We start from the raw sequence: 22,311 nt of genomic DNA, 5'->3' as shown, positions 1-22,311 counted from the left end.
GGTCAGAAGAACATTTTCGGGAGCCAGAGTACCAATGAAGGCACATAGGTAATCACGAACAAGGCCAGCAGCAGCGGAATGAGCCACGGCAGGATGGCCATCGTCGTGCGCTCGAAGCTCAGGCCCGCCACGCGCGCCAGCACGAACAGCACCATGCCCATCGGCGGATGCAGCAGGCCGATCATCAGGTTCAGCACCATCACCAAGCCGAAGTGGATCGGGTCGACGCCCAGCTGTGTGGCAATCGGCAGCAGGATGGGAACCAGAATGGTGATGGCGGCGGTGGGCTCCAGGAAGCAGCCCACGAACAGCATCAGCAGGTTGGCCAGCAGCAGAAACACCCAGGCTTCCTTGGTGAAGCCCAGCACCCAGCTGGCGATGTCGGTGGTCACGCCGGTAGCGGTGAGCATCCAGCCGAAGATCGATGCGGCCGCCACGATGAACAGCACGGTCGACGTGGTCTCGATGGTGTCGAGACACACCTTGACGAACATCTTCCACGACAGCGTCTTGTACCAGGCAAAGCCCAGGATCATGGCCCACACGCAGGCGGCAATTGCGCCCTCTGTGGGCGTGAAAAGGCCCGTGCTCATGCCGCCGATCAGCAGCACCGGCGTCATGATCGGCAGCAGCGCCTCGAACTTGAAGATCCTGTCGAGCACGAAGAGCGAGGCCAGGCCCGCAAACACGGTGAGCTGCGGCGGCGTGCCCAGCTTCGAAACCAGCAGCCACATCAAGAGCGGCCAGCCGACCACCACGGCAAGCTCGCACATGGCCTTGAAGAAACGCGTGCTCGAGAACTTGACGTCGCCGCCCCAGCCGTTGCGGTGGGCAAAGTAGGCCACCGTGAGCATCATCAAAATGGCCAGCAGCGCGCCAGGCAATATGCCCGCGAGGAACAGCGCCCCCACCGACACGTTGGCCATCATCCCGTAGATCACGAACGGCAGGCTGGGCGGAATGATCGGGCCCAGCGTGGCCGAGGCGGCGGTCACGCCGACCGCGAACTCGGTCGAATAGCCGTGCTCCTTCATCGCCTTGATCTCGATCGTGCCGAGGCCCGCCGCGTCGGCAATGGCGGTGCCGCTCATGCCCGCGAAGATCACCGAGCCCAGCACGTTCACATGGCCCAGGCCGCCCTTGAGCCAACCCACCAGCGCAAGTGCGAAGTTGTAGATGCGGGTGGTGATGCCCGCGTTGTTCATCAGGTTGCCGGCCAGGATGAAGAAGGGCACCGCCAGCAGCGGAAAGCTGTCGATCCCGCTCACCATCCGGTGGATGACGACGAACGGCGGCAGGCTGCCGCTCACGAGGATGTAGGCCAGCGAGGCTCCGGCCATGGCCACGGCCACCGGAATGCCGCCCGCCATGAAGATCAGGAAGAATATTTTCAGCATGCAGTTGTTCTCGTCGGGCTCAGTGGTCGGCCAGGGTGGATTCGGGGCGTTCGAGCACGCTGTAGCCGCGCTTCCAGTGAATGCGCGCCACCTGGATCGAGCGCCAGGTCATCGCGACGAAGCCGAACAGGCACAGCGCGTAGACGATGTTCATGGGCGCATCGACGATGGTCATGCGCGTGTTGTTGCCGATCTTCAGCATCATCTGCACCGTCATGATCACGGCCGCAACGAAGAAGGCCGTGCGCAGCACGTCGACAGCGCGCGACATCCACCGGCCCATGGCCGCAGGCATGTGGCGATAGAAGAAGTCGACCTGGATCTGGTTGTTCTTGGCCACCCCGATGGCCGCGCCGATGAACACCACCGCAATCAGCATGTAGCGCGCCACTTCCTCGGTCCACGCGGCCGAATCGTTCATCACGTAGCGCGTGACGAACTGGTAGAACACCGTGAGCCCGAGCATCCAGAAGATCGCAAGCGAGATCCAGCCTTCGGTGATGGTGGGTGAAAGGTCGACGGCCTCGTCTTCCGCGTGGAAGTGGCCTTCGTCGTCAATGATTTTTTGTTCGGTCATGCCAAGTCTCGTGAAAGGGTGCGGGCCCATTCCAGGAACACCGCGGAACCGGCTTTGCCGGGCCGCTGGTGTTGCCCCCTGCAAGGGGGTGGGCGAAGCGACACGAAGTGCGCGCAGACTGGGGGGTTACTTGATTGCCGTGATGCGGTCGTAGTCCTGCTGGCGGTAGCCGTGGTCCGTGGGCTTGGTGTTCTTCAGCACGGCCTCGCGGAACGCGGCCTTGTCCACCGTGATCACGTTGTTGCCCCGCTTCTTGAACTCCTCGACCAGGCGGGCTTCCGAGGCGATGATGTCGCGGCCGGTCTTTTCAGCGGCCTCCTGCATCACCTCGGTGAAGATCTTCTTCTCGTCGGCCGAGAGCTTGCCCCACAGCTGGCCGGAGGTCACCGTCAGCAGCGAATCGACGATGTGGCCGGTGAGCGAGATGTTCTTCTGCACCTCGAAGAACTTCTTGGCCTCGATGGTCGGCAGCGGGTTTTCCTGCGCATCGACCGTGTTGTTCTGCAGCGCGAGGTAGACCTCCGCAAAGGCGATGGGCGTGGCGTTGGCGCCCAGCGCCTTCGGGAAGGCCAGGTAGGCCGGCGCGTCAGGCACGCGGATCTTCAGGCCCTTCATGTCCTCCGGCTTGGTCACCGGCTTGGCCGCGTTCGAGGTGACGTGCCGCGCGCCGTAGTAGTTGAGCGCCGTGATGTGGTTGCCGCTCTTGTCGTCGTAGCCCTTGGCAAGCTCCTTGAACACGTCGCTCTTGGCGTACTTCAGCAGATGCTCCGCGTCGCGGAAGATGAACGGAAAGTAGGTCACCGCCAGCGGCTTGTAGGTGTTGCCCGCAAAGCTCGCGCCGGTCAGCACGATATCGACCGTGCCGAGCGTCATGCCCTGGTTGATGTCTGCTTCCTTGCCCAGGCTGGACGCCGGGAACACCTGGATGTCGTACTTGCCGTTGGTCCGCTTCTTGATCTCTTCGGCGGCCCACACGGAATACTTGTGGAACGGCTCCGAGGTTTCATACACGTGCGCCCACTTGAGCTTCGTTTGCGCGCCGGCCATGCCGGCGGTGCCCAGCGCCGTGGCTGCCAGGGTGCAGGCGGCGATGGCTTTCAGGGTGTTGCGTTTGCTGCTGTTCATCGGTTTGTCTCCGTTGTAGTGGCTGAAAGAAATGCTGCTGGCGATCAGAAAGTTTTTGCGCGGCGCCAGCTCGCGCTGAATCTCTGGTGCGAGTTGTCCATGTGGATGTGCATCGCGGCGCGTGCGCCCTCGGCGTCGTGCGCGGCCACCGCGTCGCGAATGGCCTCGTGCTCGGCAATCGCCGAACGCCAGGAGGGCACCGTTTCGAAGTACCCCCCCAGGCGGGTGAAGATCGGGCCGTTGCGCGAATCCCAGAAGCTCTGCACCGTTTCCACCAGCACGGCGTTGCCGCTCGCCGAGACGATGGCCACGTGGAATGCGCGGTCGCCGTCCAGCGGCAGCACCTCGCGGGCGGCCAGTTCGCGCATGAGCTCGATGGCGCGGCTCATGGCGTCGATGTCCTTGCGCTTGCCGACGGTGGCGGCAATGGCGGCCGTTTCGCCCTCGATCACCCGGCGCGCGCGAATCAGCTCGAGTGGCCCCCATTCCGTGGGCGCCACCGGCTTGCTTGCGCGGTGCGAGCGGTCGAGCACATACACGCCCGAGCCCGTGCGAACCTCGACCCAGCCTTCGACCTCGAGCGCAATCAGCGCCTCGCGCACCGAGGGACGGCTCACGCCGAGCTGCTTTGCCAGGTCGCGTTCGGCCGGCAGCCGCGCGCCGACCGCGAACTCGCCCTGGCCGATCAGTCCGCGGAGCTGGTCGGCAATCTGGCGGTACAAGCGCTGGGGTTCGACGGTCTGTAGCGGCACGGGTGGCTTGCTGTTAAGGGTTGTCCTGAATTGGACAAGTGGTAAGGCCAGTTCAGAATACGATCCGCACCGCGCCATTGCCATCAGGCCAAACCCTGAAACGGGGCGGTACCCATCTTTCAAGGAGACATGCATGAGACTCAAGGGCAAGACCGTGCTCGTGACGGCAGCCGGACAAGGCATTGGCCACGCGAGCGTGCTCGCCATGGCCGCCGAAGGCGCACAGGTCTGGGCAACCGACGTGAACGAAAAGCTGCTCGAACGCTACGCCGGCGTGGCCAACGTTCGCACCGCCAGGCTCGACGTGCTCGACAAGGACGCCATCGGCGCCTTCTTCAAGAGTCTTCCCGCGCTCGACGTGCTCTTCAACTGCGCGGGCGTGGTGCACAACGGCACCGCGCTCGACGCCTCCGACAAGGACCTGGAGTTCGCGTTCAACCTGAACGTGCGCGCGCAGTTCTGGACCATCCAGGCCGCGCTGCCCGGCATGCTGGCCGCAGGAAGCGGCAGCATCATCAACATGGCGAGCGTGTGCTCGAGCATGAAGGGGCTGCCCAACCGCTTTGTTTACGGCACCACCAAGGCCGCGGTGCTCGGCCTCACCAAGAGCGTGGCGGCGGACTTCGTGGCGCGCGGCATCCGCTGCAACGCCGTGTGCCCCGGCACGGTCGATACACCGTCGCTCGGCGAACGCATCAACGCCAATGAAGACCCGGACGCCGCGCGCAAGGCCTTCATCGCCCGCCAGCCCATGGGGCGGCTCGCACAGGCCGAGGAAATCGCGCCCGTGGTGGTGTTCCTGGCCAGCGACGAATCGGTGTTCGCCACCGGCCAGGCCTTCACGGTAGACGGCGGCCTCACCATATGAACCAGCTCGACTTCGCCGGCCGCCACGCGGTGGTGACCGGCGGCGCGGCGGGCTTGGGCTACGGCATCGCCGAGCGGCTGATCGCATCGGGCGGCAGCGTCACGCTGTGGGACCGCGACGAGGCCGCGGCGCACAAGGCCGCTGCTGCGCTCGGGCCCAAGGCCTTCGCGGTGATGGTCGATGTGGCGCAGCAGCCTTCCGTCTCCGCCGCCGTGGCGGCCACGCTGGCGCATTCGCCGAGCATCGACGCATTGGTCAACAGCGCCGGCATCACCGGCCCCAACACCAAGCTCTGGGACTACCCGGTGGACGATTGGCGGCAGGTGATGGAGGTGAACATCAACGGCGTCTTCTTGTGCTGCCGCGAAGTGGTCGCGCAGATGCGCAAGCAGGGCTACGGCCGCATCGTCAACATCGCCTCGGTGGCGGGCAAGGAGGGCAACCCCAACGCCAGCGCCTACAGTGCGAGCAAGGCCGCCGTCATTGCGCTCACCAAGTCGCTGGGCAAGGAGCTGGCCGACACCGGGATTCGCGTCAACTGCGTGACGCCCGCGGCGGTGAAGACCGCCATCTTCGACCAGATGACACCGGAGCACATCGCGTTCATGCTCTCCAAGATTCCCATGGGCCGCTTCGGCACGGTGGAAGAAGTGGCCGCGATGGTCGGCTGGCTCTGCACCGAAGATTGCTCGTTTTCCACCGGCGCCGTGTTCGATCTCTCCGGCGGCCGATCCACTTACTAGATAGACAGACAACAGTCTCCCCCCAAGAAAGGACAACATGAAACTCGTTCGCTATGGCAACCCCGGCAAGGAAAAGCCCGGTCTCATCGACGACGAAGGCCGCCTGCGCGACCTGAGCGCGGTGGTCAAGGACATCGGGCCCGAGCAGCTCGGCGACGCCGCCATTGCCAAGCTGCGCAAGCACAAGGTCGACAAGCTGCCGCTGGTCAAGGGCAAGCCGCGCTTCGGCAGTCCGGTGGCCAATGTCGGCAAGTTCATCGCCATCGGCCTGAACTACGCCGACCATGCGGCCGAGTCGGGCCTGCCGATTCCCGCGGAGCCGGTGGTCTTCATGAAGGCGACCAGCTGCATCCAGGGCCCGAACGATCCGGTCATGCTGCCCAAGAACTCAGTCAAGAGCGACTGGGAAGTGGAGCTTGGCGTGGTCATCGGAACGCGCGCGCGCTATGTCTCGCAAAAGGACGCGCTCAACTTCGTGGCGGGCTACTGCACCATCAACGACGTGAGCGAGCGCGAGTTTCAGATCGAACGCGGCGGCACCTGGGACAAGGGCAAGGGCTGCGACACCTTCGGCCCCATCGGTCCGTGGCTGGTGACGCGCGACGAAGTGCCCAATCCGCAAAAGCTGTCGATGTGGCTCGACCTCAACGGCAAGCGCATGCAGACCGGCAGCACCAAGACCATGATCTTCAGCATTGCCAAAATCGTGAGCTACCTGAGCCAGTTCATGACGCTCCTGCCCGGCGACGTCATCACCACCGGCACGCCGCCCGGCGTGGGCCTGGGCATGAAGCCGCCGCTCTACCTGAAGAAGGGCGACGTGATGACGCTCGGCATCGAAGGTCTGGGCGAGCAGCGCCAGGAAGTGGTGCCTTTCAAGCTCTGAGCAAACAGGCACATAGGAAAAGGCGTGGTGGGCTGAGGCCCACCGCGCCTTTTTTTGTTTGCGCTGCCGGGCACGCTCAGCGCAGCACGCGAATCAGCTCGTCATACACCAGCCGCACGCGTGCCGGCACCGGCGCGCGCTGCGGGCGGTAGACGTTGATCGGCCAGGGCTCCGGTGCATCGGCCTCCAGCACGGCCACCAGCGCGCCTGTTTGCAGCCAGGGTTCCGCCAGCGGCGCAATGAGCTGGCCGAAGCCCACGCCGGCCAGCACGGCGGCACATTCGGCATCGATGTCGTCGGTCACAAAAGCCGGCGACGTCACCGTGACGATCCGCCGCTTGCTGAACGCCCACGGCCACGGCCGGCCCGAGCTCAGGTCGATCAGCGCGGTGAGCGGCAGTTCCGAAAGCGCATCGAGGCTCTGCGGCCTGCCGACTTTTGCGATGAGCGCCGGCGCCCCCACCACATGCAGCGGCATCTTCCCAACGGTGCGCGCCACAAAGCGCGCGTCGCGCATCGGTCCCACGCGCACGCCGATGTCGATCTGCTCGTCGACCACGTCGGCATGCTGCTCGGACAGGCGCAGGTCGAGCACCAGTCCGGGGTGCGCCGTCAGCAGCGGTGCGAGCGCCTGCGGAATGAGCCGCGCATGCATGTGCGGCGCCGTGACCCGCACCGTGCCCGCGTGGCGGGAGAGCGTGCGCCGGTCGATCTGGTGAAACAGCTCGTCCACGCCGCCCACCGCCACGCGGGCGCGCTCGGCAAGCTGCCGGCCGAAATCGGTGAGCTGCACGCCGCGCGTGCTGCGGTGGAACAGCGGCTCGCCCAGTTCTTCTTCGAGCTCGCGCACCGCGCGCGTCACCACCTGGGGCGATACGGACAGGCGCACGGCGGCCTCGCGGAAGTTGGCGGCATCCGCGGCGGTGCAGAACACGCGCAGGGCTTCGAGGCGGTTGGCCATGGTGGTGCTTTCAGGAGGCTCAATAGAAAGAGTATTCCATTTTCAGGAATTCTGAAGTCGAAAGAGTTTCATTTACGGGAACGCGTGGATTTTCCACACTGCATGCACTTCTTGTTTTTCTTCAACACCCCCGAAAGGAACTTCCATGACATCCGTTCAAGACAACATCCGCGGCAAGGTTGCCATCGTCACCGGCGCGAGCAGCGGGCTCGGCGAATCGACCGCGCGCCACCTGGCCGCGCGCGGCGCCAAGGTGGTGCTCGCGGCGCGCCGCACCGATCGGCTCGACAAGGTGGTCGCCGAAATTCGCGAGGCCGGCGGCGAAGCCATTGCCGTCGCCACCGACGTGGCCCGGCGCGCCGACCTGGAAAGGCTCGCGACCGCCACCGTCGAAGCCTTCGGCCGCATCGACGTGCTGGTCAACAACGCGGGCGTGATGCCGCTGTCGCCCATCGACAAGCTCAAGGTCGACGAGTGGGACCGCACCATCGACGTCAACATCAAGGGCGTGCTCTACGGCATTGCCGCGGTGCTGCCGCGCATGCAGGCCCAGGGCAGCGGCCACATCGTCAACGTCGCGTCCATCGCGGGGCTGAAGGTGTTCACGCCCATCGGCACTGTGTACAGCGCGACCAAGCACGCGGTGCGCGCCATCTCCGAAGGGCTGCGCGTGGAAATGGGCAACAGCGGCGTGCGGGTGACCATCGTGTCGCCGGGTGCGGTGGATTCGGAACTGAAGTTCGGCAGCACCGACGCCGAAAGCGCCGCCGGCGTGAAAGCCTTCTACGAAGCCAACCAGATCCCCGCCGACTCGGTGGCGCGCGCGGTGGTCTATGCGGTGGAGCAGCCCGCGGATGTGGACATCAATGAGGTGGTGCTGCGGCCGGTTGCGCAGGAGTTCTGATCGGGGCGGGGCCGGCGACGGCCCCCGTCCCATCGATTAACCTTCAACCGCGGAAGGACATTGACATCGAAAAGCAGAAAGCCCCTGCAAAATAGAACGACCGTTCGTTTTATTCGGAGCTTCCACGATGTCTGTCAATGCCGTTCCCGCCAAGCCGGTCCGCGCCGCCCAGAAGGGCCAGCAGACCAAGGCCGTCATCGTCGACGCGGCGCTGGCGCTGGCGGCGCAGATCGGGCTCGAGGGCCTGTCGATCGGCGCCGTGGCCGAGATCACCAAGATGAGCAAGTCGGGCGTGTTCGCCCACTTCGGCTCACGCGAGGAACTGCAGATCTCGGTGGTGCGCGAGTATCACGCACGCTTCGAGCAAGAGGTGTTTTTTCCGGCCCTCGAGGCACCGCGCGGCCTGCCGCGCCTGCGTGCCATGTTCGCCAACTGGATGAAGCGCACCTCGGCCGAGATCGACTCGGGCTGCATCTACATCAGCGGCGCCTCCGAATTCGACGACCGTCCCGGTCCGGTGCGCGATGCGCTCGTGGAGTCGGTCAGCGTCTGGCAGGCGGCCGTTCTGCGCGCCATCGTGCAAGCAAAGAGCGAAGGCCATCTGCGTGCCGACGCCGACGAGCGGCAGGTTGCCTTCGAAATCCACGGCCTCATCCTCGCGCTGCACTACGAAGCGCGCTTTCTGCAGGTGCCGGGCTCCATCGGCCGCGCGAACATCGGCTTCGACAACATCCTCGCGCGCAGTGCCACGCCCGATGCACCGCCGCCTGCCGCGGAACCCGCGGCCGCCAAACCCGCTGCCCGCCGGCTCAAGCCCGTGCGCTGAGCGGCCCGTTTTCTCGTTTCCCCTTTTTCTTTTATCCAAGTTTCGACCAGGAGAGTCCCGGATGCCTACCTACAACCCGCCCGTACGCGACATGCAGTTCGTTTTGCACGAGGTGCTCAACGTCGCCGAAGAACTCAAGGCCCTTCCGGCCCACGCCGAGACCGATGCCGACACCATCAACGCGGTGATCGAAGAGGCCGGCAAGTTTGCCGCTGAAGTCACGTTCCCGCTCAACATCAGCGGCGACGAAGAAGGCTGCACGCTCGACAAGACCACGCACGAAGTGAAGACGCCCACCGGCTTCAAGGACGCCTACGCCAAGTACGTCGAAGGCGGCTGGCCCGCGCTGTCGTGCGACCCGGCCTTCGGCGGCCAGGGCCTGCCGTTCGTGGTGAACCAGTGCCTTTTCGAAATGCTCAACAGCGCCAACCAGGCCTGGACCATGTACCCCGGCCTTTCGCACGGCGCCTACGAGGCGCTGGTGGCCCACGGCACCGAAGAGCAGAAGAAGACCTATCTGCCCAAGCTCACGAGCGGCGAATGGACCGGCACCATGTGCCTGACCGAGCCGCACTGCGGCACCGACCTGGGCCTGCTCCGCACCAAGGCCGAGCCGCAGCCTGACGGCAGCTACCGCATCACCGGCAGCAAGATCTTCATCTCGGCCGGCGAGCACGACATGACGGACAACATCATTCACCTGGTGCTGGCCCGCCTGCCCGATGCGCCCAAGGGCAGCAAGGGCATCAGCCTGTTCGTGGTGCCCAAGTACAAGGTCAAGGCCGACGGTTCGCTCGGCGAGCGCAACCCGATCTTCTGCGCCGGCCTCGAGCACAAGATGGGCATTCACGGCAACGCCACCGCGCAGATCGTTATCGAAGGCGCCACCGGCTCGCTGGTGGGTGAGCCGAACAAGGGCCTGCAGGCCATGTTCGTGATGATGAACGCCGCCCGTCTGGGCGTGGGCAACCAGTCGCTGGGCCTGACTGAAGTGGCTTACCAGAATGCACTGGCCTACGCCAAGGACCGCACGCAGATGCGCTCGCTCTCCGGCGTGAAGGCCAAGGACAAGGAAGCCGACCCCATCATCGTGCACCCCGACGTGCGCAAGATGCTCCTCACCGCCAAGGCTTACGCCGAAGGCGGCCGCGCGCTGCAGATCTTCTGCACGCTGCTGCTCGACAAGGCGCACAACCACCCCGACGAAAAGGTGCGCAAGGACTCGGGCGAACTGGTCGCGCTGCTCACGCCCATCGTCAAGGCCTTCATCACCGACAACGGCCACATCGCGACCAACGCGTGCATGCAGGTGTTCGGCGGCCATGGCTTCATCAAGGAATGGGGCATGGAGCAGTTCGTGCGGGACAACCGCATCAACATGATCTACGAGGGCACCAACACCATCCAGTCGCTGGACCTGCTGGGCCGCAAGGTGCTGGGCAACAACGGCGCGTCGCTCAAGAAGTTCGGCAAGCTCGTCGCCAAGCTGGTGGAAGAAGAAGGCGTGAACGAGAAGATGGCCGAGTTCATCAACCCGATCGCGATGCTGGGCGACCAGCTCACCAAGTTCACGACCGAGATCGGCTTCAAGGGCTTCCAGAACCCCGACGAAGTGGGCGCCGCCGCGGTGGACTACCTGCGGGTGGCCGGCCACTTCGTGTTCGGCTACCTGTTCGCCCGCATGGCCCAGGTGGCGCTGCGCGAAATTGCTGCCGGCAACACCGACCCGTTCTATGTGGCCAAGCTGCAGACGGCGCGCTTCTACTTTGCCAAGCTGTTCCCCGAGACGGCCACGTTGATGCGCACGGCGCGCGCCGGCAGCAAGGTGCTGATGGACACGGAAGCGGCGCTGGCCTGAGGCCGCCCCTCTACGCCGACATCGTTCAATCGGAGCCGCTCATGAAAACGACGCTTGCAGCCATCGTCCTTGCTGCCATTTCTGCCACAGCCATGGCGCAGAGCACTCCAGTGGGCTTGTGGCGCAACGTCGACGACAAGAGCGGCGAAGCCAAGGCCGAGATCCGCATCGGCGAGGCCGGCGGCGCGCTCATCGGCCGCATCGACAAGTCGCTCCGGAAAGACACCAAGCCCGACGCCATTTGCGACGAATGCACCGATGACCGCAAGGGCAAGCCCATTGCGGGGCTCGAGATCATCCGCGGCGGCAAGAAGGCCGAAGGCAAGGACGTCTGGGAAGGCGGAAAGATCCTCGACCCCGAGAACGGCAAGGAATACCGCGCGAGCTTCACGCCCATCGACGGCGGCAGGAAGCTCGAAGTGCGCGGCTACCTGGGCCCGTTCTGGCGCACCCAGACCTGGAACCGTGTCCAGTAATCCGCCGCGTTTTCAATTCAAGAAATACCAATCAACATGTCCCGATTTCAAGTGAAGAAGGTCGCCGTGCTCGGCGCAGGCGTGATGGGTGCGCAGATCGCGGCCTACCTCGTCAACGTGCGCGTGCCCGTGGTGCTGTTCGACCTGGCGGCTAAGGAAGGCCCCAAGAATGGCATCGTCACGCGCGCCATCGACAACCTCAAGAAGCTCAAGCCCGCGCCGCTCGGCGACGTGGCCGATGCGGTGCTGATCGAACAGGCCAACTACGAAGACGACCTGACCAAGCTCGGCGAGTGCGACCTCATCATCGAGGCCATTGCCGAGCGCATGGACTGGAAGCTCGATCTCTACAAGAAGATCGCGCCGCACGTGGCCAAGCACTCGATCCTGGCCTCGAACACCTCGGGCCTTTCGATCACCAAGCTGAGCGAAGCGCTGCCTGAAGCCCTGAAGCCGCGCTTCTGCGGCATTCACTTCTTCAACCCGCCGCGCTACATGTTCCTGGTGGAGCTGATCAACACGCCCACCACCGAACCGAAGGTGCTCGACGACCTCGAGGCCTTTGTCACCAGCACGCTGGGCAAGGGCGTGGTGCGCGCGCACGACACGCCCAACTTCATTGCCAACCGCGTCGGCATTGCCGGCATGCTGGCCACGCTGAAGGAAGTAGAAAAGTTCGGCCTCACGCCTGACGTGGTGGACGACCTCACGGGCAAGAAGCTGGGCCGCGCGAGCTCGGGCACCTTCCGCACGGCCGACGTGGTGGGTCTCGACACGATGGCCCACGTCGTCAAGACGCTGCAGGACAACCTGAACGCCGAGACCGATCCGTTCTACGCCAACTTCTCGACACCGCCGGTGCTCGCCAAGCTGCTGGAACTGGGCAACCTCGGCCAGAAGACCAAGGCCGGCTTCTTCAAGAAGGTGGGCCGCGACATCCTGCGCTTCGACCTCCAGAGCGGCGAGTACGTGCCCGCCGGCGCCAAGGCCGACGAGGTGTATGGCCGCATGCTCAAGAAGCCCGCGGGCGAGCGCCTGAAGCTGTTGCGCGGGAGCGAAGGGCCGCAGGGCCAGTTCCTCTGGGCCATTCTGCGCGACAGCTTTCACTATGCGGCCGTGCACTTGGAAACCATTGCCGAGAGCGCACGCGATATCGACTTTGCGATGCGCTGGGGCTTCGGCATGAAGCAGGGCCCGTTCGAGCTCTGGCAAGAGGCCGGTTGGGCGCAGGTTGCCAAGTGGGTGCAGGAAGACATCGATGCCGGCAAGGCGCTGAGCACTGCGCCGCTGCCCAAGTGGGTTTTCGAAGGCCCGGTGGCCGAGGCCGGCGGCGTGCATACGCCTGAAGGCTCGTGGAGCGCATCGCAGAACAAGTTCGTGCCGCAGCGCAAGCTGCCGGTGCATGACCGGCAGCTCTTCCCCGAGAGCGTGCTCGGCGCGAACGCGGCCGATGCGAACACCGCTGGCACCACCATCAGCGACGAAGGCGATGTGCGCGTGTGGACGCTCGACAAGGAAGGGTTTGAAGGAGTGCTCATCGCCAGCATCCATTCGAAGATGCACGCCATCAGCCCTGACGTGGCCGAGGCACTGGGCGCTGCGGTCGACCTGGCCGAGGCTGAATACAAGGGCCTGGTCATCTGGTCGCCCGACGAGATGTTCTCGGTCGGCGCCGATCTGCAGGCAATGCTGCCGGCCTTCGTGGTCGCGGGCATCGGCGCAGTCGAAGGCGCGGAAGAAGAGCTGCAGAACGTGATGCTCAAGATCCGCTACGCCAACGTGCCGGTGGTCTCCGCCGTGCGCGGCATGGCGCTGGGCGGTGGCTGCGAGCTGGCCGTTTATTCGTCGAAACGCGTCGCGGCGATGGAAAGCTATATCGGCCTGGTCGAAGTGGGCGTGGGCCTGATCCCCGGTGCGGGCGGCCTGACCTACATCGCGCGCCGTGCGGCCGAGAACGCTTCGGCCTCGACGGGCACCGACCTCCTGCCGTTCCTGACCGAAGGCTTCACCGCCGCGGCGATGGCCAAGGTGGGCACGGGCGCGCTCGATTCGAAGAAGCTCGGCTTTCTGCTCGACAGCGACGTGATCGTGCCGAACAAGGACGAGCTGCTTTACGTGGCGCTGCAGCAGGCGAAGGCAATGGCCGACGCCGGCTACCGCCCGCCATTGCGCCGCACCTTCCGCGTGGCGGGCCGCAGCGGCGCCGCGACGATCAAGGGCCAGCTCGTGAACATGCGCGACGGCGGCTTCATCAGCGCGCACGACTTCCACATTGCAAGCCTGATTGCCAATGTGGTGACCGGCGGCGACGTGGACGCGGGCTCGCTCGTGACGGAGGAATACCTGATGGCGCTCGAACGCAAGGCGTTCTGCTCGCTCATCGTGCATCCGAAGACGCAGGAGCGGATCATGGGGATGTTGAGTACTGGGAAGCCGGTGCGGAACTGACCTGGCAAGGACCATGAGCGAAGACCTCGACACCTCCGGTCCCCTCTCCCGCTTGCGGGAGAGGGCTAGGGTGAGGGCACGCAGCCTTCGAGAAACCCCGACGGACGCCGAGTTCCTGCTCTGGTACCACCTGCGGGATCGTCGACTGGCCAACTACAAGTTCCGTCGTCAACGCTCAATCGGCCCGTACTTCGCAGACTTCGCATGCCTCGAAGCGAAGCTGATCGTAGAACTGGACGGTGGCCAGCATGTGGAAGCTGCCAGCTACGACGAGAACCGGACTCGCTTCATCGAAGCCCAGGGCTATCGCGTTCTCCGGTTCTGGAACAACGAAGTGCTGACCCAGACGGATGCCGTTCGCGAGCGGATTCTGCAGGCGCTGCAGGAAGACAGCCCTCACCCCAGCCCTCTCCCGCAAGCGGGAGAGGGAGCAAGACAACAGCCGACCATCGTCGCATCGGACGAATGAGCAAGACAAGATACAAGGACTGAAAAGCCATGAAACAAGTACAAGACGCCTACATCGTCTCCGCCACCCGCACCCCCATCGGCAAGTCGCATCGCGGCTACTTCCGCAACTACCGGCCCGACGACCTGCTCGCGACCACGCTCAAGGCCGCGCTCGCCGCGGTGCCCGGCCTCGACCCCAAGGCCATCGAAGACATCATCTGCGGCTGCGCGATTCCCGAATCGCAACAGGGCCTGAACGTCGCGCGCATAGGCGCCGTGCTGGCGGGCCTTCCCACCAGCATCGGCGGCATCACCGTGAACCGGTTCTGCGCTTCAGGCCTCTCTGCGGTGCAGATGGCCGCGGACCGCATCCGCGTGGGCGAGGCGGATGTGATGATCGCGGCCGGTGTCGAGAGCATGAGCATGGTGCCGATGATGGGCAACTCGCCGTCGCTGTCGCCCTCGATCTTCGAGCGCGAAGGCGACGTGGGCATTGCCTACGGCATGGGACTCACGGCAGAGAAGGTTGCGCAGCAGTGGAAGGTGAGCCGCGAGGCGCAGGACGAGTTCGCGCTCGCCTCGCACCAGAAGGCACTTGCCGCGCAGAAGGCCGGCAAGTTCGCGGACGAGATCACGCCCACCGAAGTGACTGATCGCACGCCGAACCTCGAGACCGGCGAATCGATTGCCAAGACCCGCACTGTGAACCTCGACGAAGGCGCCCGCCCCGACACCAGCCTCGAAGGGCTGGCCAAGCTGCGTACCGTGTTCGCCGCGCGCGGCACCGTGACGGCCGGCAACAGCTCGCAGACGTCGGACGGCGCTGGCGCGCTCATCCTTGCGAGCGAGAAGGCCGTGAAGCAATACGGCCTCACGCCGCTTGCCCGCTTCGTGAGCTTTGCAAGCAAGGGCGTGCCGCCGCACATCATGGGCATCGGTCCGATCGAGGCGATTCCGGCGGCGCTGCGCTACGCAGGCCTCAAGCACGAGGACATCGACTGGTTCGAACTGAATGAAGCATTCGCCGCCCAGTCGCTCGCGGTCATCAACACGCTGGGCCTCGATCCGAGCAAGGTCAACCCGATGGGCGGCGCGATTGCGCTGGGCCATCCGCTCGGCGCAACCGGCGCAATTCGCGCGGCGACCGTGGTGCATGCGCTGCGGCGCGAAAACCTGAAGTACGGCATGGTCACGATGTGCGTAGGAATGGGGCAGGGCGCAGCCGGCATCTTCGAACGCGTTTAGGGCGGCTACTGCGCGGGCGATCTGCTGCGTTGCGGGGCCCGTCGGGAAATCCTCACGACCTTGAAGGTCGCTCCGGTTTCCCGCCACCCGCGCCTTGCATCTCATCCCGCTCGCTACGCCGCGGGGCGGTGATTGATCAACGAGAAGGAGACAAACGATGCAGGCACAGCAACTACCGGTCGACAACGGCGTGCAGGTGGCCGTGCGTCGCTATGACCCGGACGGTGAACCTCGTGCCAGCATCGTCATCGGTGGTGCGATGGGCGTGCGCCAGTCGTTCTACGAACCCTTCGCGCAGTGGCTCGCCGGCCAGGGCCTGCGCGTGTGGACCTTCGATTACCGCGGCAGCGGCGATTCGCGCAACGGTGCATCGCTGCGGGGCTTCGAGGCCGACCTGTTCGATTGGGCGCGCGATTACGAGGCGGTCATCGACGCGGCCAAGGCCGCGCTGCCTGAGCATCCGCTCTATCTTCTGGGCCACAGCCTGGGCGCTCAACTGCCGGGTTTCCTGCAGCGACCGGAGCAGGTAGACGGCCTCGTCAGCATCGCGGCGGGCAGCGGCTACTGGCGCGAGAACGCGCCCAAGCTCAAGCGCAGCATTCTCTATTTCTGGTTTGTGCTGGTGCCGCTCGTCACGCGAGTTTGCGGCTACTTCCCGGGCCGCAAGCTCAAGAAGGTCGGCGACCTGCCGCGGGGGGTCATCCTGCAATGGCGCCGCTGGTGCCTGCATCCGCGCTACAGCGTGGGCGCCGAAGGCGAGAGCGCCTTGCAGAGCTACGGGCGCGTGCGCTTTCCGGTGCTTGCACTGTCGATGACGGACGACGAACTCATGACGCTGGCCGGGACCGAAAGCCTGGTGAGCTTGTATGCAGGCGCGCCGCGTGCCGTGGAGCGCATTGCGCCTGCCGATGTGCAGGCGCGCCGCATCGGCCACTTCGGCTTCTTCCGCGAACAGTTCAAGAGCAGCCTCTGGCCGAGCACCGTCGACAAGCTGCACCGCCTGGCCACACTTACCGCGGTGCAGCAACCCGGCGTCCCGCACACGACTGCGTGACGCCACGCATCGGAGGCACACTTCAAATCACCATGAGCACGCATCCCTTCGACAAAGCCCTGGCGCTTGAGCACAGCGACATCCGCGCCGGTCATTTCACCGGCGCCACCAGCCCCGACTACTGGAACATGGTCGGGCCCTTCGGCGGCGCCACGGCGGCCATTGCGCTGCAGTCGGTGCTGCGGCACCCGGACCTGCTGGGCACGCCGCTCGCGTTGACCGTCAACTTTGCGGCGGCGCTCGAAGCCGGCCCCTTCGACGTGCAGGCCACGCCGGTGCGCACCAACCGCTCGACGCAACACTGGACGGTGCAGATCACCCAGCCGGGAGCGAACGGCGCGCCGAACATGACGACCACGGCCACGGTGGTCACGGCGGCACGGCGCGAAACCTGGGGCGAAAGCGACATGCCCCTGCCCGAGGTGCCGCCGCCCGAGTCGGTCGAGCGCTTCAGCATCGGCCCCGCCGGCGTGGCGTGGTTGGACCGCTACGAGATGCGCCCGATCAGCGGCGGCATTCCCGCGAAGTGGGACGGCAGCCTGCAGCACAGCGAAAGCCGGCTCTGGCTGCGCGATGCGGAACAACGGCCGCTCGACTTCTGCTCGCTGGCGGCGATGAGCGACATGTTCTATCCGCGCGTGTGGCTGCGCCGCGCCAAGCATGTGCCGGCGGGCACGGTGTCGATCACCACCTACTTCCATGCCGGGCCGGATCAACTGGCCGAGGTCGGCTCGGGCTACTTGCTGGGCCGCGCGGTGGGGCAGCAGTTCTTCAACGGCTTTTTCGACCAGGCGGCACACCTGTGGAGCGAGAAGGGCGTGCTGCTCGCCACGTCGAACCAGATCGTCTACTACAAGGAATAGCGAGAGAACGTCCATGCAAAAGACCGCACTCATCGTCGGAGCCGGCGACGCCACCGGCGGTGCCATTGCCCGCCGCTTCGCGCGCGAAGGCTATGCCGCCTGCGTGACGCGGCGCAGCCTCGACAAGCTGCAGCCGCTGGTTGAGCAGATCGAAGCCGACGGCGGCCGCGCCCATGCGTTCGGCTGCGACGCCCGCAAGGAAGAGGAAGTGGTCGCACTGGTCGAACAGATCGAATCGACGATCGGCCCCATCGAGGTGATGGTGTTCAACATCGGCGCCAACGTGCCCGAGAGCATCCTCACCGAAACCGCGCGCAAGTATTTCAAAGTGTGGGAGATGGCTTGCTTCTCGGGCTTTCTCAATGGGCGCGAGGTCGCAAAGCGCATGGTGTCGCGCGAACTCCCGAAGGGCGGGCATCGCGGCACGATCATCTTCACGGGCGCCACCGCATCGCTGCGAGGCGCAGCGAACTTCGGCGCCTTCTCTGGCGCGAAGATGGCTTTGCGTGCGTTGGCCCAGTCGATGGCCCGCGAGCTCGGGCCGCAGGGCATTCACGTCGCGCACGTGGTGGTCGACGGCGCCATCGACACCGAGTTCATTCGCACCAATTTTCCCGAGCGGTATGCGCTGAAGGAAAGCGACGGCATCCTGAACCCCGAGCACATTGCTGACAGCTACTGGATGCTGCATTCGCAGCCGCGCGATGCTTGGACGCATGAGCTTGATTTGCGACCCTGGTCGGAGAAGTTCTGAGATGTCGGATCGCTGCGTTGTGCGTTCGATGCCTTGTTCAGGGTGCGCTCCCGCCGACGGGGTACCTTGCTCCGCGAATGTCCCCCGGCCTGCGGCCTCCTCCTTTATTTCGCTGCGCAAGGCACCCCGCCAGCGGGTGCGTTGCACAGAGCGGCCGTTGATCAGCGGTACACCCAGAGCGTGCCCAGGTGCACAGGGCATCGGGTGCTCCGCGCAGCGAAATAAAGGAGGAGGGGCGCAGCCCCGGGGGACATTCGCGGAGGGGAGTACCCGGTGGCCTGTGCACACGCCCTGAACAGCAGCCGCACCAACAAGTGGCGACCTGAGTAAAGACAAGGACACACCCATGACCAAATCCGTCGACTTCTATTTCGACTTCGGCAGCCCCGCCGCCTACCTGGCCGCCACCCAGTTGCTGCACGTCTGCGCCGACACCGGCGCCGAACTCGTCTGGAAGCCCATGCTCCTGGGCGGCGTTTTCCAGGCCACCGGCAACCGGTCTCCCGCCGAAGTGGTGCCCAAGGCGCCGTACATGACCATCGACCTGCAGCGCTTTGCAAAGCGCTATGGCGTGCCCTTTGTGCACAACCCGCACTTCCCGATCAATACGCTGCTGTTGATGCGCGGCGCCACAGGCATTCAGATGAAGGAGCCGGCGCGCTTCGGTGCGTATGTCGACGCCATATTTCACGCGATGTGGGTCGAGCCGAAGAACATGAACGACCCGGCCGTTGTCGGCGCGGTGCTTCAGAATGCGGGCTTCGACGCCGCCGCCTTGCTCGCGCTGGCCGGTTCGCAGGAGGTGAAAGACTGCCTGAAGGCCGTCACGCAGGAAGCGGTCGAGCGCGGCGTGTTCGGCGCGCCCACCATGTTCGTCGGCGACCAGATGTTCTGGGGCCAGGACCGGCTGGATTTTGTGCGAGAAGCCCTCGACGCCTGAGCGCGGCGTTACCCGTTTTTATTCAAGGACCATTCCCATGAGCGACATCCTCGTCCACACCGAAGCCGGTGTGATGACCCTGACCTTCAACCGCGTCGACAAGAAGAACTCGATCACCAGCAACATGTACGGCGAACTGGCCGACGCGCTGGCCGCGGCCGAGAGCGATGCCGCGGTGCGCTGCGTGCTGATCCAGGGCGACCCCACCATTTTCAGCGCGGGCAACGACATCGGCGACTTCCTGAACGCCCCGCCCGCCGGCAAGGAGTCGCCGGTGTTCCGCTTCCTGCGCGGCATCGCGACCTTTCCCAAGCCCATCGTCGCGTCCGTTTGCGGCCCGGCCGTCGGTATCGGCACCACGATGCTGTTCCACTGCGACCTGGTCTATGCGGGCGACAACGCGGCGTTCTCGATGCCTTTCGTGAACCTGGGCCTGTGCCCCGAGGCGGCCTCGAGCCTGCTGGTGCCGCAGATGCTGGGCTACCACCGTGCGGCCGAGGCGCTGCTGCTGGGCGAACCCTTCATGGCCGAGGCCGCGCTCGAAGTGGGCCTGGTCAACCGCATCGTGCCGCCGACCGAAGCCAACGCCATCGCCCAGGTGCAGGCCCGCAAGCTCGCGGCCAAGCCGCTGAGTGCGCTCGTCGAGACCAAGCGCCTGCTGAAGAAGGCGCAACTGCCCGCCGTGCTCGAACGCATGGACGAAGAGGGCGCGAGCTTCGGCCGCATGCTGCGGGAACCGGCCGCGCGCGAAGCCTTCGGCGCGTTCATGGAAAAGCGCAAGCCGGATTTTTCGAAGGTCTGAGGGCGCTCGGCCCCCTTAGCGCCAATTACTTTTCGATCGGGCGGGGGCGGCCGTTGTCGTCGATGGCCACGTAGGTGAAAGTGGCCTGCGTGACCTTGATGTACTCGCCCTGGGCCCGGAAACGCTCGGCGAACACCTCGACCGTGACTGTGACCGAGGTGCGCCCGATGCGCACCAGCTTCGAATAGAACGACAGGATGTCGCCCAGCCGCACCGGCTGCTTGAAGATGAATTCGTTCACCGCCACCGTGGCCTGGCGGCCCTTAGCGTAGCGCGCCGGAATCACCGAGCCGGCCAGGTCGCACTGCGCCATGACCCAGCCGCCGAAGATGTCGCCGTTGGCGTTGCAGTCCGCCGGCATGGGAATGACCTTGAGCACCAGCTCCATGTCGGTGGGCAGGCTTTTGAGGGTGGCGGCAGCGGCGGTGCTGGAAGTATCGGACATGGGCACAATCTGAGGCAGAACAAAGCAACCACGATTGTCCCTCATGCGCCGCAGCGGCGAAGCCCTACCCCCTCCCTCCCATCCCGTCGCCGGGCACCCTCCGGCGCGCAGCGACCGCTCCGACTGGGCCACGCTGCGCCGCCTTTTTCCCTACCTCTGGCAGTACAAGTGGCGGGTGATTGCCGCGCTTGCCTTCATGGTGGGCGCCAAGGTGGCCAACGTGGGCGTGCCGGTGCTGCTCAAGAACCTCATCGACACGATGACGCCCAAGCCCGACATGGCGCAGGCGCTCCTGATCGTGCCCATCGGGCTTTTGCTGGCCTACGGGCTGCTGCGGTTCTCGACCGCGCTCTTCGGCGAACTGCGCGAACTCATCTTCGCCAAGGCCACCGAAGGCACGGCCCGGCAGATTGCGCTGGAGGTGTTCGGCCATCTGCATTCGCTGAGCCTGCGCTTTCACCTCGAGCGCCAGACCGGCGGCATGACGCGCGACATCGAGCGCGGCACGCGCGGGGTGCACTCGCTCATCTCGATGTCGCTCTACAGCATCGTGCCGACCATCATCGAGCTGGTGCTGGTGCTCACGATTCTGGGCGTGAAGTTCGACTCGCTCTTTGTCTGGATCACGGCCGCGGCGCTGGTGTTGTACATCAGCTTCACGGTCACCGTGACCGAGTGGCGCACCCAGTTTCGCAAGACCATGAACGAGCTCGACTCCATGGCCCAGAGCCGCGCGGTCGATTCGCTGCTGAACTACGAAACCGTCAAGTATTTCAACAACGAGGAGTTCGAGGCGAAGCGCTACGACGCCAGCCTGGACCGCTACCGCAAGGCCGCCATCAAGAGCCAGCGCACGCTGAGCATGCTCAACATCGGGCAGCAGATGATCATTGCCGTGAGCCTGGTGCTGATGCTCTGGCGCGCCACCTCGGGCGTGGTCGAAGGGCGCATGACGCTGGGCGACCTGGTGATGGTCAACGCCTTCATGATCCAGCTCTACATTCCGCTCAACTTTCTGGGCGTGATCTACCGTGAGATCAAGCAGAGCCTGGCCGACCTGGACAAGATGTTCGTGCTGATGGAAAAAGAGCGCGAGGTGCGCGATGCGCCCGGTGCGCAACCTCTGTCTTTGCTCCCTCTCCCTCCGGGAGAGGGCAGGGGTGAGGGCAGCGGCTTCGACTCCACCATCCGCTTCGAAGACGTGAGCTTTGCCTACGAGCCCGCGCGCCCCATCTTGAAGCACGTGAGCTTCGAGATTCCGGCCGGCAAGACCGTGGCCGTGGTCGGCCCCTCGGGCTCGGGCAAGTCCACGCTCGCACGACTGCTTTACCGCTTCTACGACGTGCAGCAGGGCCGTATCACCATCGGCGGCGAGGACATCCGCGAAGTGCAGCAATCCAGCGTGCGCCGCGCCATCGGCATCGTGCCGCAAGACACGGTTCTGTTCAACGACACGGTCGAATACAACATCGCCTACGGCCGCCCCGGCGCCACGCGCGAAGAAGTGGAAAACGCCGCGCGCGCGGCCCGCATCCACGACTTCATCTCGGCCACGCCCCTGGGCTACGAGACCACGGTGGGCGAGCGCGGCCTCAAGCTTTCGGGCGGAGAGAAGCAGCGCGTGGCCATTGCGCGCACGCTGCTCAAGAACCCGCCGATCGTGATCTTCGACGAAGCCACTTCGGCGCTGGATTCGGCCAACGAGCGCGCCATTCAGTCCGAGCTCAAGAGCGCGGCGCAGGACAAGACCACGCTGGTCATCGCGCACCGGCTGTCGACCGTGGTCGACGCGCACGAGATCCTGGTGCTCGAAGCGGGCGTGATCGTCGAGCGCGGCACGCATGCCGAGCTGCTGGCCAGGCAAGGCCGCTATGCGCAGATGTGGGCTTTGCAAAAAAGCGAAGCCACACCGCTGATGTAGCCCGATCATTCTTCTT

At 65.2% G+C, this 22,311-nt stretch carries 22 protein-coding genes; 16 read left to right on the top strand and 6 right to left on the bottom strand.

Annotation, left to right across the window (positions count from 1 at the left end; translation table 11 throughout):
* Positions 1–2: 2 nt before the first annotated feature.
* The 4 genes from EJI00_RS11595 to EJI00_RS11580 form a co-directional block, all read right to left on the bottom strand.
* A complete protein-coding gene (locus EJI00_RS11595) occupies positions 3–1,397 on the bottom strand; it encodes a TRAP transporter large permease (protein ID WP_126747611.1) in 1,395 nt (464 codons plus the stop codon).
* Positions 1,398–1,416: 19 nt separating this feature from the next.
* On the bottom strand, positions 1,417–1,974 hold the full coding sequence (locus EJI00_RS11590; RefSeq protein WP_126747610.1) for a TRAP transporter small permease: 558 nt from the start codon (positions 1,972–1,974) through the stop codon (positions 1,417–1,419).
* Between the two features lie 126 nt (positions 1,975–2,100).
* Positions 2,101–3,099, bottom strand: coding sequence for a sialic acid TRAP transporter substrate-binding protein SiaP (locus tag EJI00_RS11585; protein WP_126747609.1), 999 nt, complete (start codon positions 3,097–3,099; stop codon positions 2,101–2,103).
* A 44-nt stretch (positions 3,100–3,143) separates the two neighbouring features.
* Positions 3,144–3,851, bottom strand: coding sequence for a FadR/GntR family transcriptional regulator (locus tag EJI00_RS11580; protein ID WP_126747608.1), 708 nt, complete (start codon positions 3,849–3,851; stop codon positions 3,144–3,146).
* A 133-nt stretch (positions 3,852–3,984) separates the two neighbouring features.
* Here EJI00_RS11580 and EJI00_RS11575 point away from each other — a divergent pair, with 133 nt between their 5' ends.
* Genes EJI00_RS11575 through EJI00_RS11565 form a run of 3 tightly spaced genes read left to right on the top strand, consistent with a single transcriptional unit; the run spans position 3,985 to position 6,348 of the window.
* Positions 3,985–4,719 (top strand): SDR family oxidoreductase, encoded by a 735-nt coding sequence (locus tag EJI00_RS11575; protein WP_126747607.1) that lies wholly within the window; start codon positions 3,985–3,987, stop codon positions 4,717–4,719.
* Entirely contained in the window at positions 4,716–5,462 is a 747-nt protein-coding gene (locus EJI00_RS11570; protein WP_126747606.1) for an SDR family NAD(P)-dependent oxidoreductase, read from the top strand. Before EJI00_RS11575 ends, EJI00_RS11570 begins: the two co-directional genes overlap by 4 nt.
* 37 nt (positions 5,463–5,499) lie before the next feature.
* Entirely contained in the window at positions 5,500–6,348 is an 849-nt protein-coding gene (locus tag EJI00_RS11565) for a fumarylacetoacetate hydrolase family protein (protein WP_126747605.1), read from the top strand.
* Positions 6,349–6,424: 76 nt separating this feature from the next.
* Here the strand turns inward: EJI00_RS11565 and EJI00_RS11560 are convergent, their stop codons facing one another.
* Positions 6,425–7,309 (bottom strand): LysR family transcriptional regulator, encoded by an 885-nt coding sequence (locus EJI00_RS11560; protein ID WP_126747604.1) that lies wholly within the window; start codon positions 7,307–7,309, stop codon positions 6,425–6,427.
* 145 nt (positions 7,310–7,454) lie between these two features.
* Here EJI00_RS11560 and EJI00_RS11555 point away from each other — a divergent pair, with 145 nt between their 5' ends.
* From EJI00_RS11555 to EJI00_RS11500, 12 genes are all read left to right on the top strand, one after another.
* On the top strand, positions 7,455–8,213 hold the full coding sequence (locus tag EJI00_RS11555) for an SDR family oxidoreductase (protein WP_126747603.1): 759 nt from the start codon (positions 7,455–7,457) through the stop codon (positions 8,211–8,213).
* Positions 8,214–8,340: 127 nt separating this feature from the next.
* Complete coding sequence (locus EJI00_RS11550) at positions 8,341–9,039, top strand: TetR/AcrR family transcriptional regulator (RefSeq protein ID WP_126747602.1); 699 nt, start codon at positions 8,341–8,343, stop codon at positions 9,037–9,039.
* A 61-nt stretch (positions 9,040–9,100) separates the two neighbouring features.
* A complete protein-coding gene (locus EJI00_RS11545; protein WP_126747601.1) occupies positions 9,101–10,897 on the top strand; it encodes an acyl-CoA dehydrogenase C-terminal domain-containing protein in 1,797 nt (598 codons plus the stop codon).
* Positions 10,898–10,938: 41 nt separating this feature from the next.
* Positions 10,939–11,373: a DUF2147 domain-containing protein gene (locus tag EJI00_RS11540; RefSeq protein WP_126747600.1), complete on the top strand. Its 435-nt coding sequence runs from the start codon at positions 10,939–10,941 to the stop codon at positions 11,371–11,373.
* A 36-nt stretch (positions 11,374–11,409) separates the two neighbouring features.
* Positions 11,410–13,821: a 3-hydroxyacyl-CoA dehydrogenase/enoyl-CoA hydratase family protein gene (locus EJI00_RS11535; protein ID WP_126747599.1), complete on the top strand. Its 2,412-nt coding sequence runs from the start codon at positions 11,410–11,412 to the stop codon at positions 13,819–13,821.
* A 13-nt stretch (positions 13,822–13,834) separates the two neighbouring features.
* On the top strand, positions 13,835–14,290 hold the full coding sequence (locus tag EJI00_RS11530; protein ID WP_126747598.1) for an endonuclease domain-containing protein: 456 nt from the start codon (positions 13,835–13,837) through the stop codon (positions 14,288–14,290).
* 29 nt (positions 14,291–14,319) lie between these two features.
* Positions 14,320–15,516, top strand: a complete 1,197-nt coding sequence (locus tag EJI00_RS11525) for an acetyl-CoA C-acyltransferase (RefSeq protein WP_126747597.1) — start codon at positions 14,320–14,322, stop codon at positions 15,514–15,516.
* Between the two features lie 157 nt (positions 15,517–15,673).
* A complete protein-coding gene (locus EJI00_RS11520; RefSeq protein ID WP_126747596.1) occupies positions 15,674–16,570 on the top strand; it encodes an alpha/beta fold hydrolase in 897 nt (298 codons plus the stop codon).
* 32 nt (positions 16,571–16,602) lie between these two features.
* The gene (locus EJI00_RS11515; protein WP_126747595.1) at positions 16,603–17,433 is read left to right on the top strand and encodes an acyl-CoA thioesterase; all 831 of its coding nucleotides are present in this window, start codon (positions 16,603–16,605) and stop codon (positions 17,431–17,433) included.
* A 13-nt stretch (positions 17,434–17,446) separates the two neighbouring features.
* Positions 17,447–18,187 (top strand): SDR family oxidoreductase, encoded by a 741-nt coding sequence (locus EJI00_RS11510; protein WP_126747594.1) that lies wholly within the window; start codon positions 17,447–17,449, stop codon positions 18,185–18,187.
* Positions 18,188–18,533: 346 nt separating this feature from the next.
* Positions 18,534–19,127 (top strand): 2-hydroxychromene-2-carboxylate isomerase, encoded by a 594-nt coding sequence (locus tag EJI00_RS11505; RefSeq protein WP_126747593.1) that lies wholly within the window; start codon positions 18,534–18,536, stop codon positions 19,125–19,127.
* Positions 19,128–19,164: 37 nt separating this feature from the next.
* On the top strand, positions 19,165–19,929 hold the full coding sequence (locus EJI00_RS11500) for an enoyl-CoA hydratase (RefSeq protein WP_126747592.1): 765 nt from the start codon (positions 19,165–19,167) through the stop codon (positions 19,927–19,929).
* 25 nt (positions 19,930–19,954) lie between these two features.
* Here EJI00_RS11500 and EJI00_RS11495 read toward each other — a convergent pair whose 3' ends face one another.
* Positions 19,955–20,374: an acyl-CoA thioesterase gene (locus EJI00_RS11495; protein WP_126747591.1), complete on the bottom strand. Its 420-nt coding sequence runs from the start codon at positions 20,372–20,374 to the stop codon at positions 19,955–19,957.
* 43 nt (positions 20,375–20,417) lie between these two features.
* On the opposite strand from EJI00_RS11495, the gene EJI00_RS11490 reads away from it, so the two are divergent.
* Complete coding sequence (locus EJI00_RS11490; RefSeq protein WP_126747735.1) at positions 20,418–22,295, top strand: ABCB family ABC transporter ATP-binding protein/permease; 1,878 nt, start codon at positions 20,418–20,420, stop codon at positions 22,293–22,295.
* The last annotated feature ends 16 nt before the right edge of the window (positions 22,296–22,311 follow it).

It is taken from the genome of Variovorax sp. DXTD-1, assembly GCF_003984625.1.
GTDB lineage: Bacteria > Pseudomonadota > Gammaproteobacteria > Burkholderiales > Burkholderiaceae_C > Variovorax.
The sequence above is the reverse complement of the archived record's forward strand: the minus strand, read 5'-3'. Positions and strand labels throughout refer to the sequence as shown.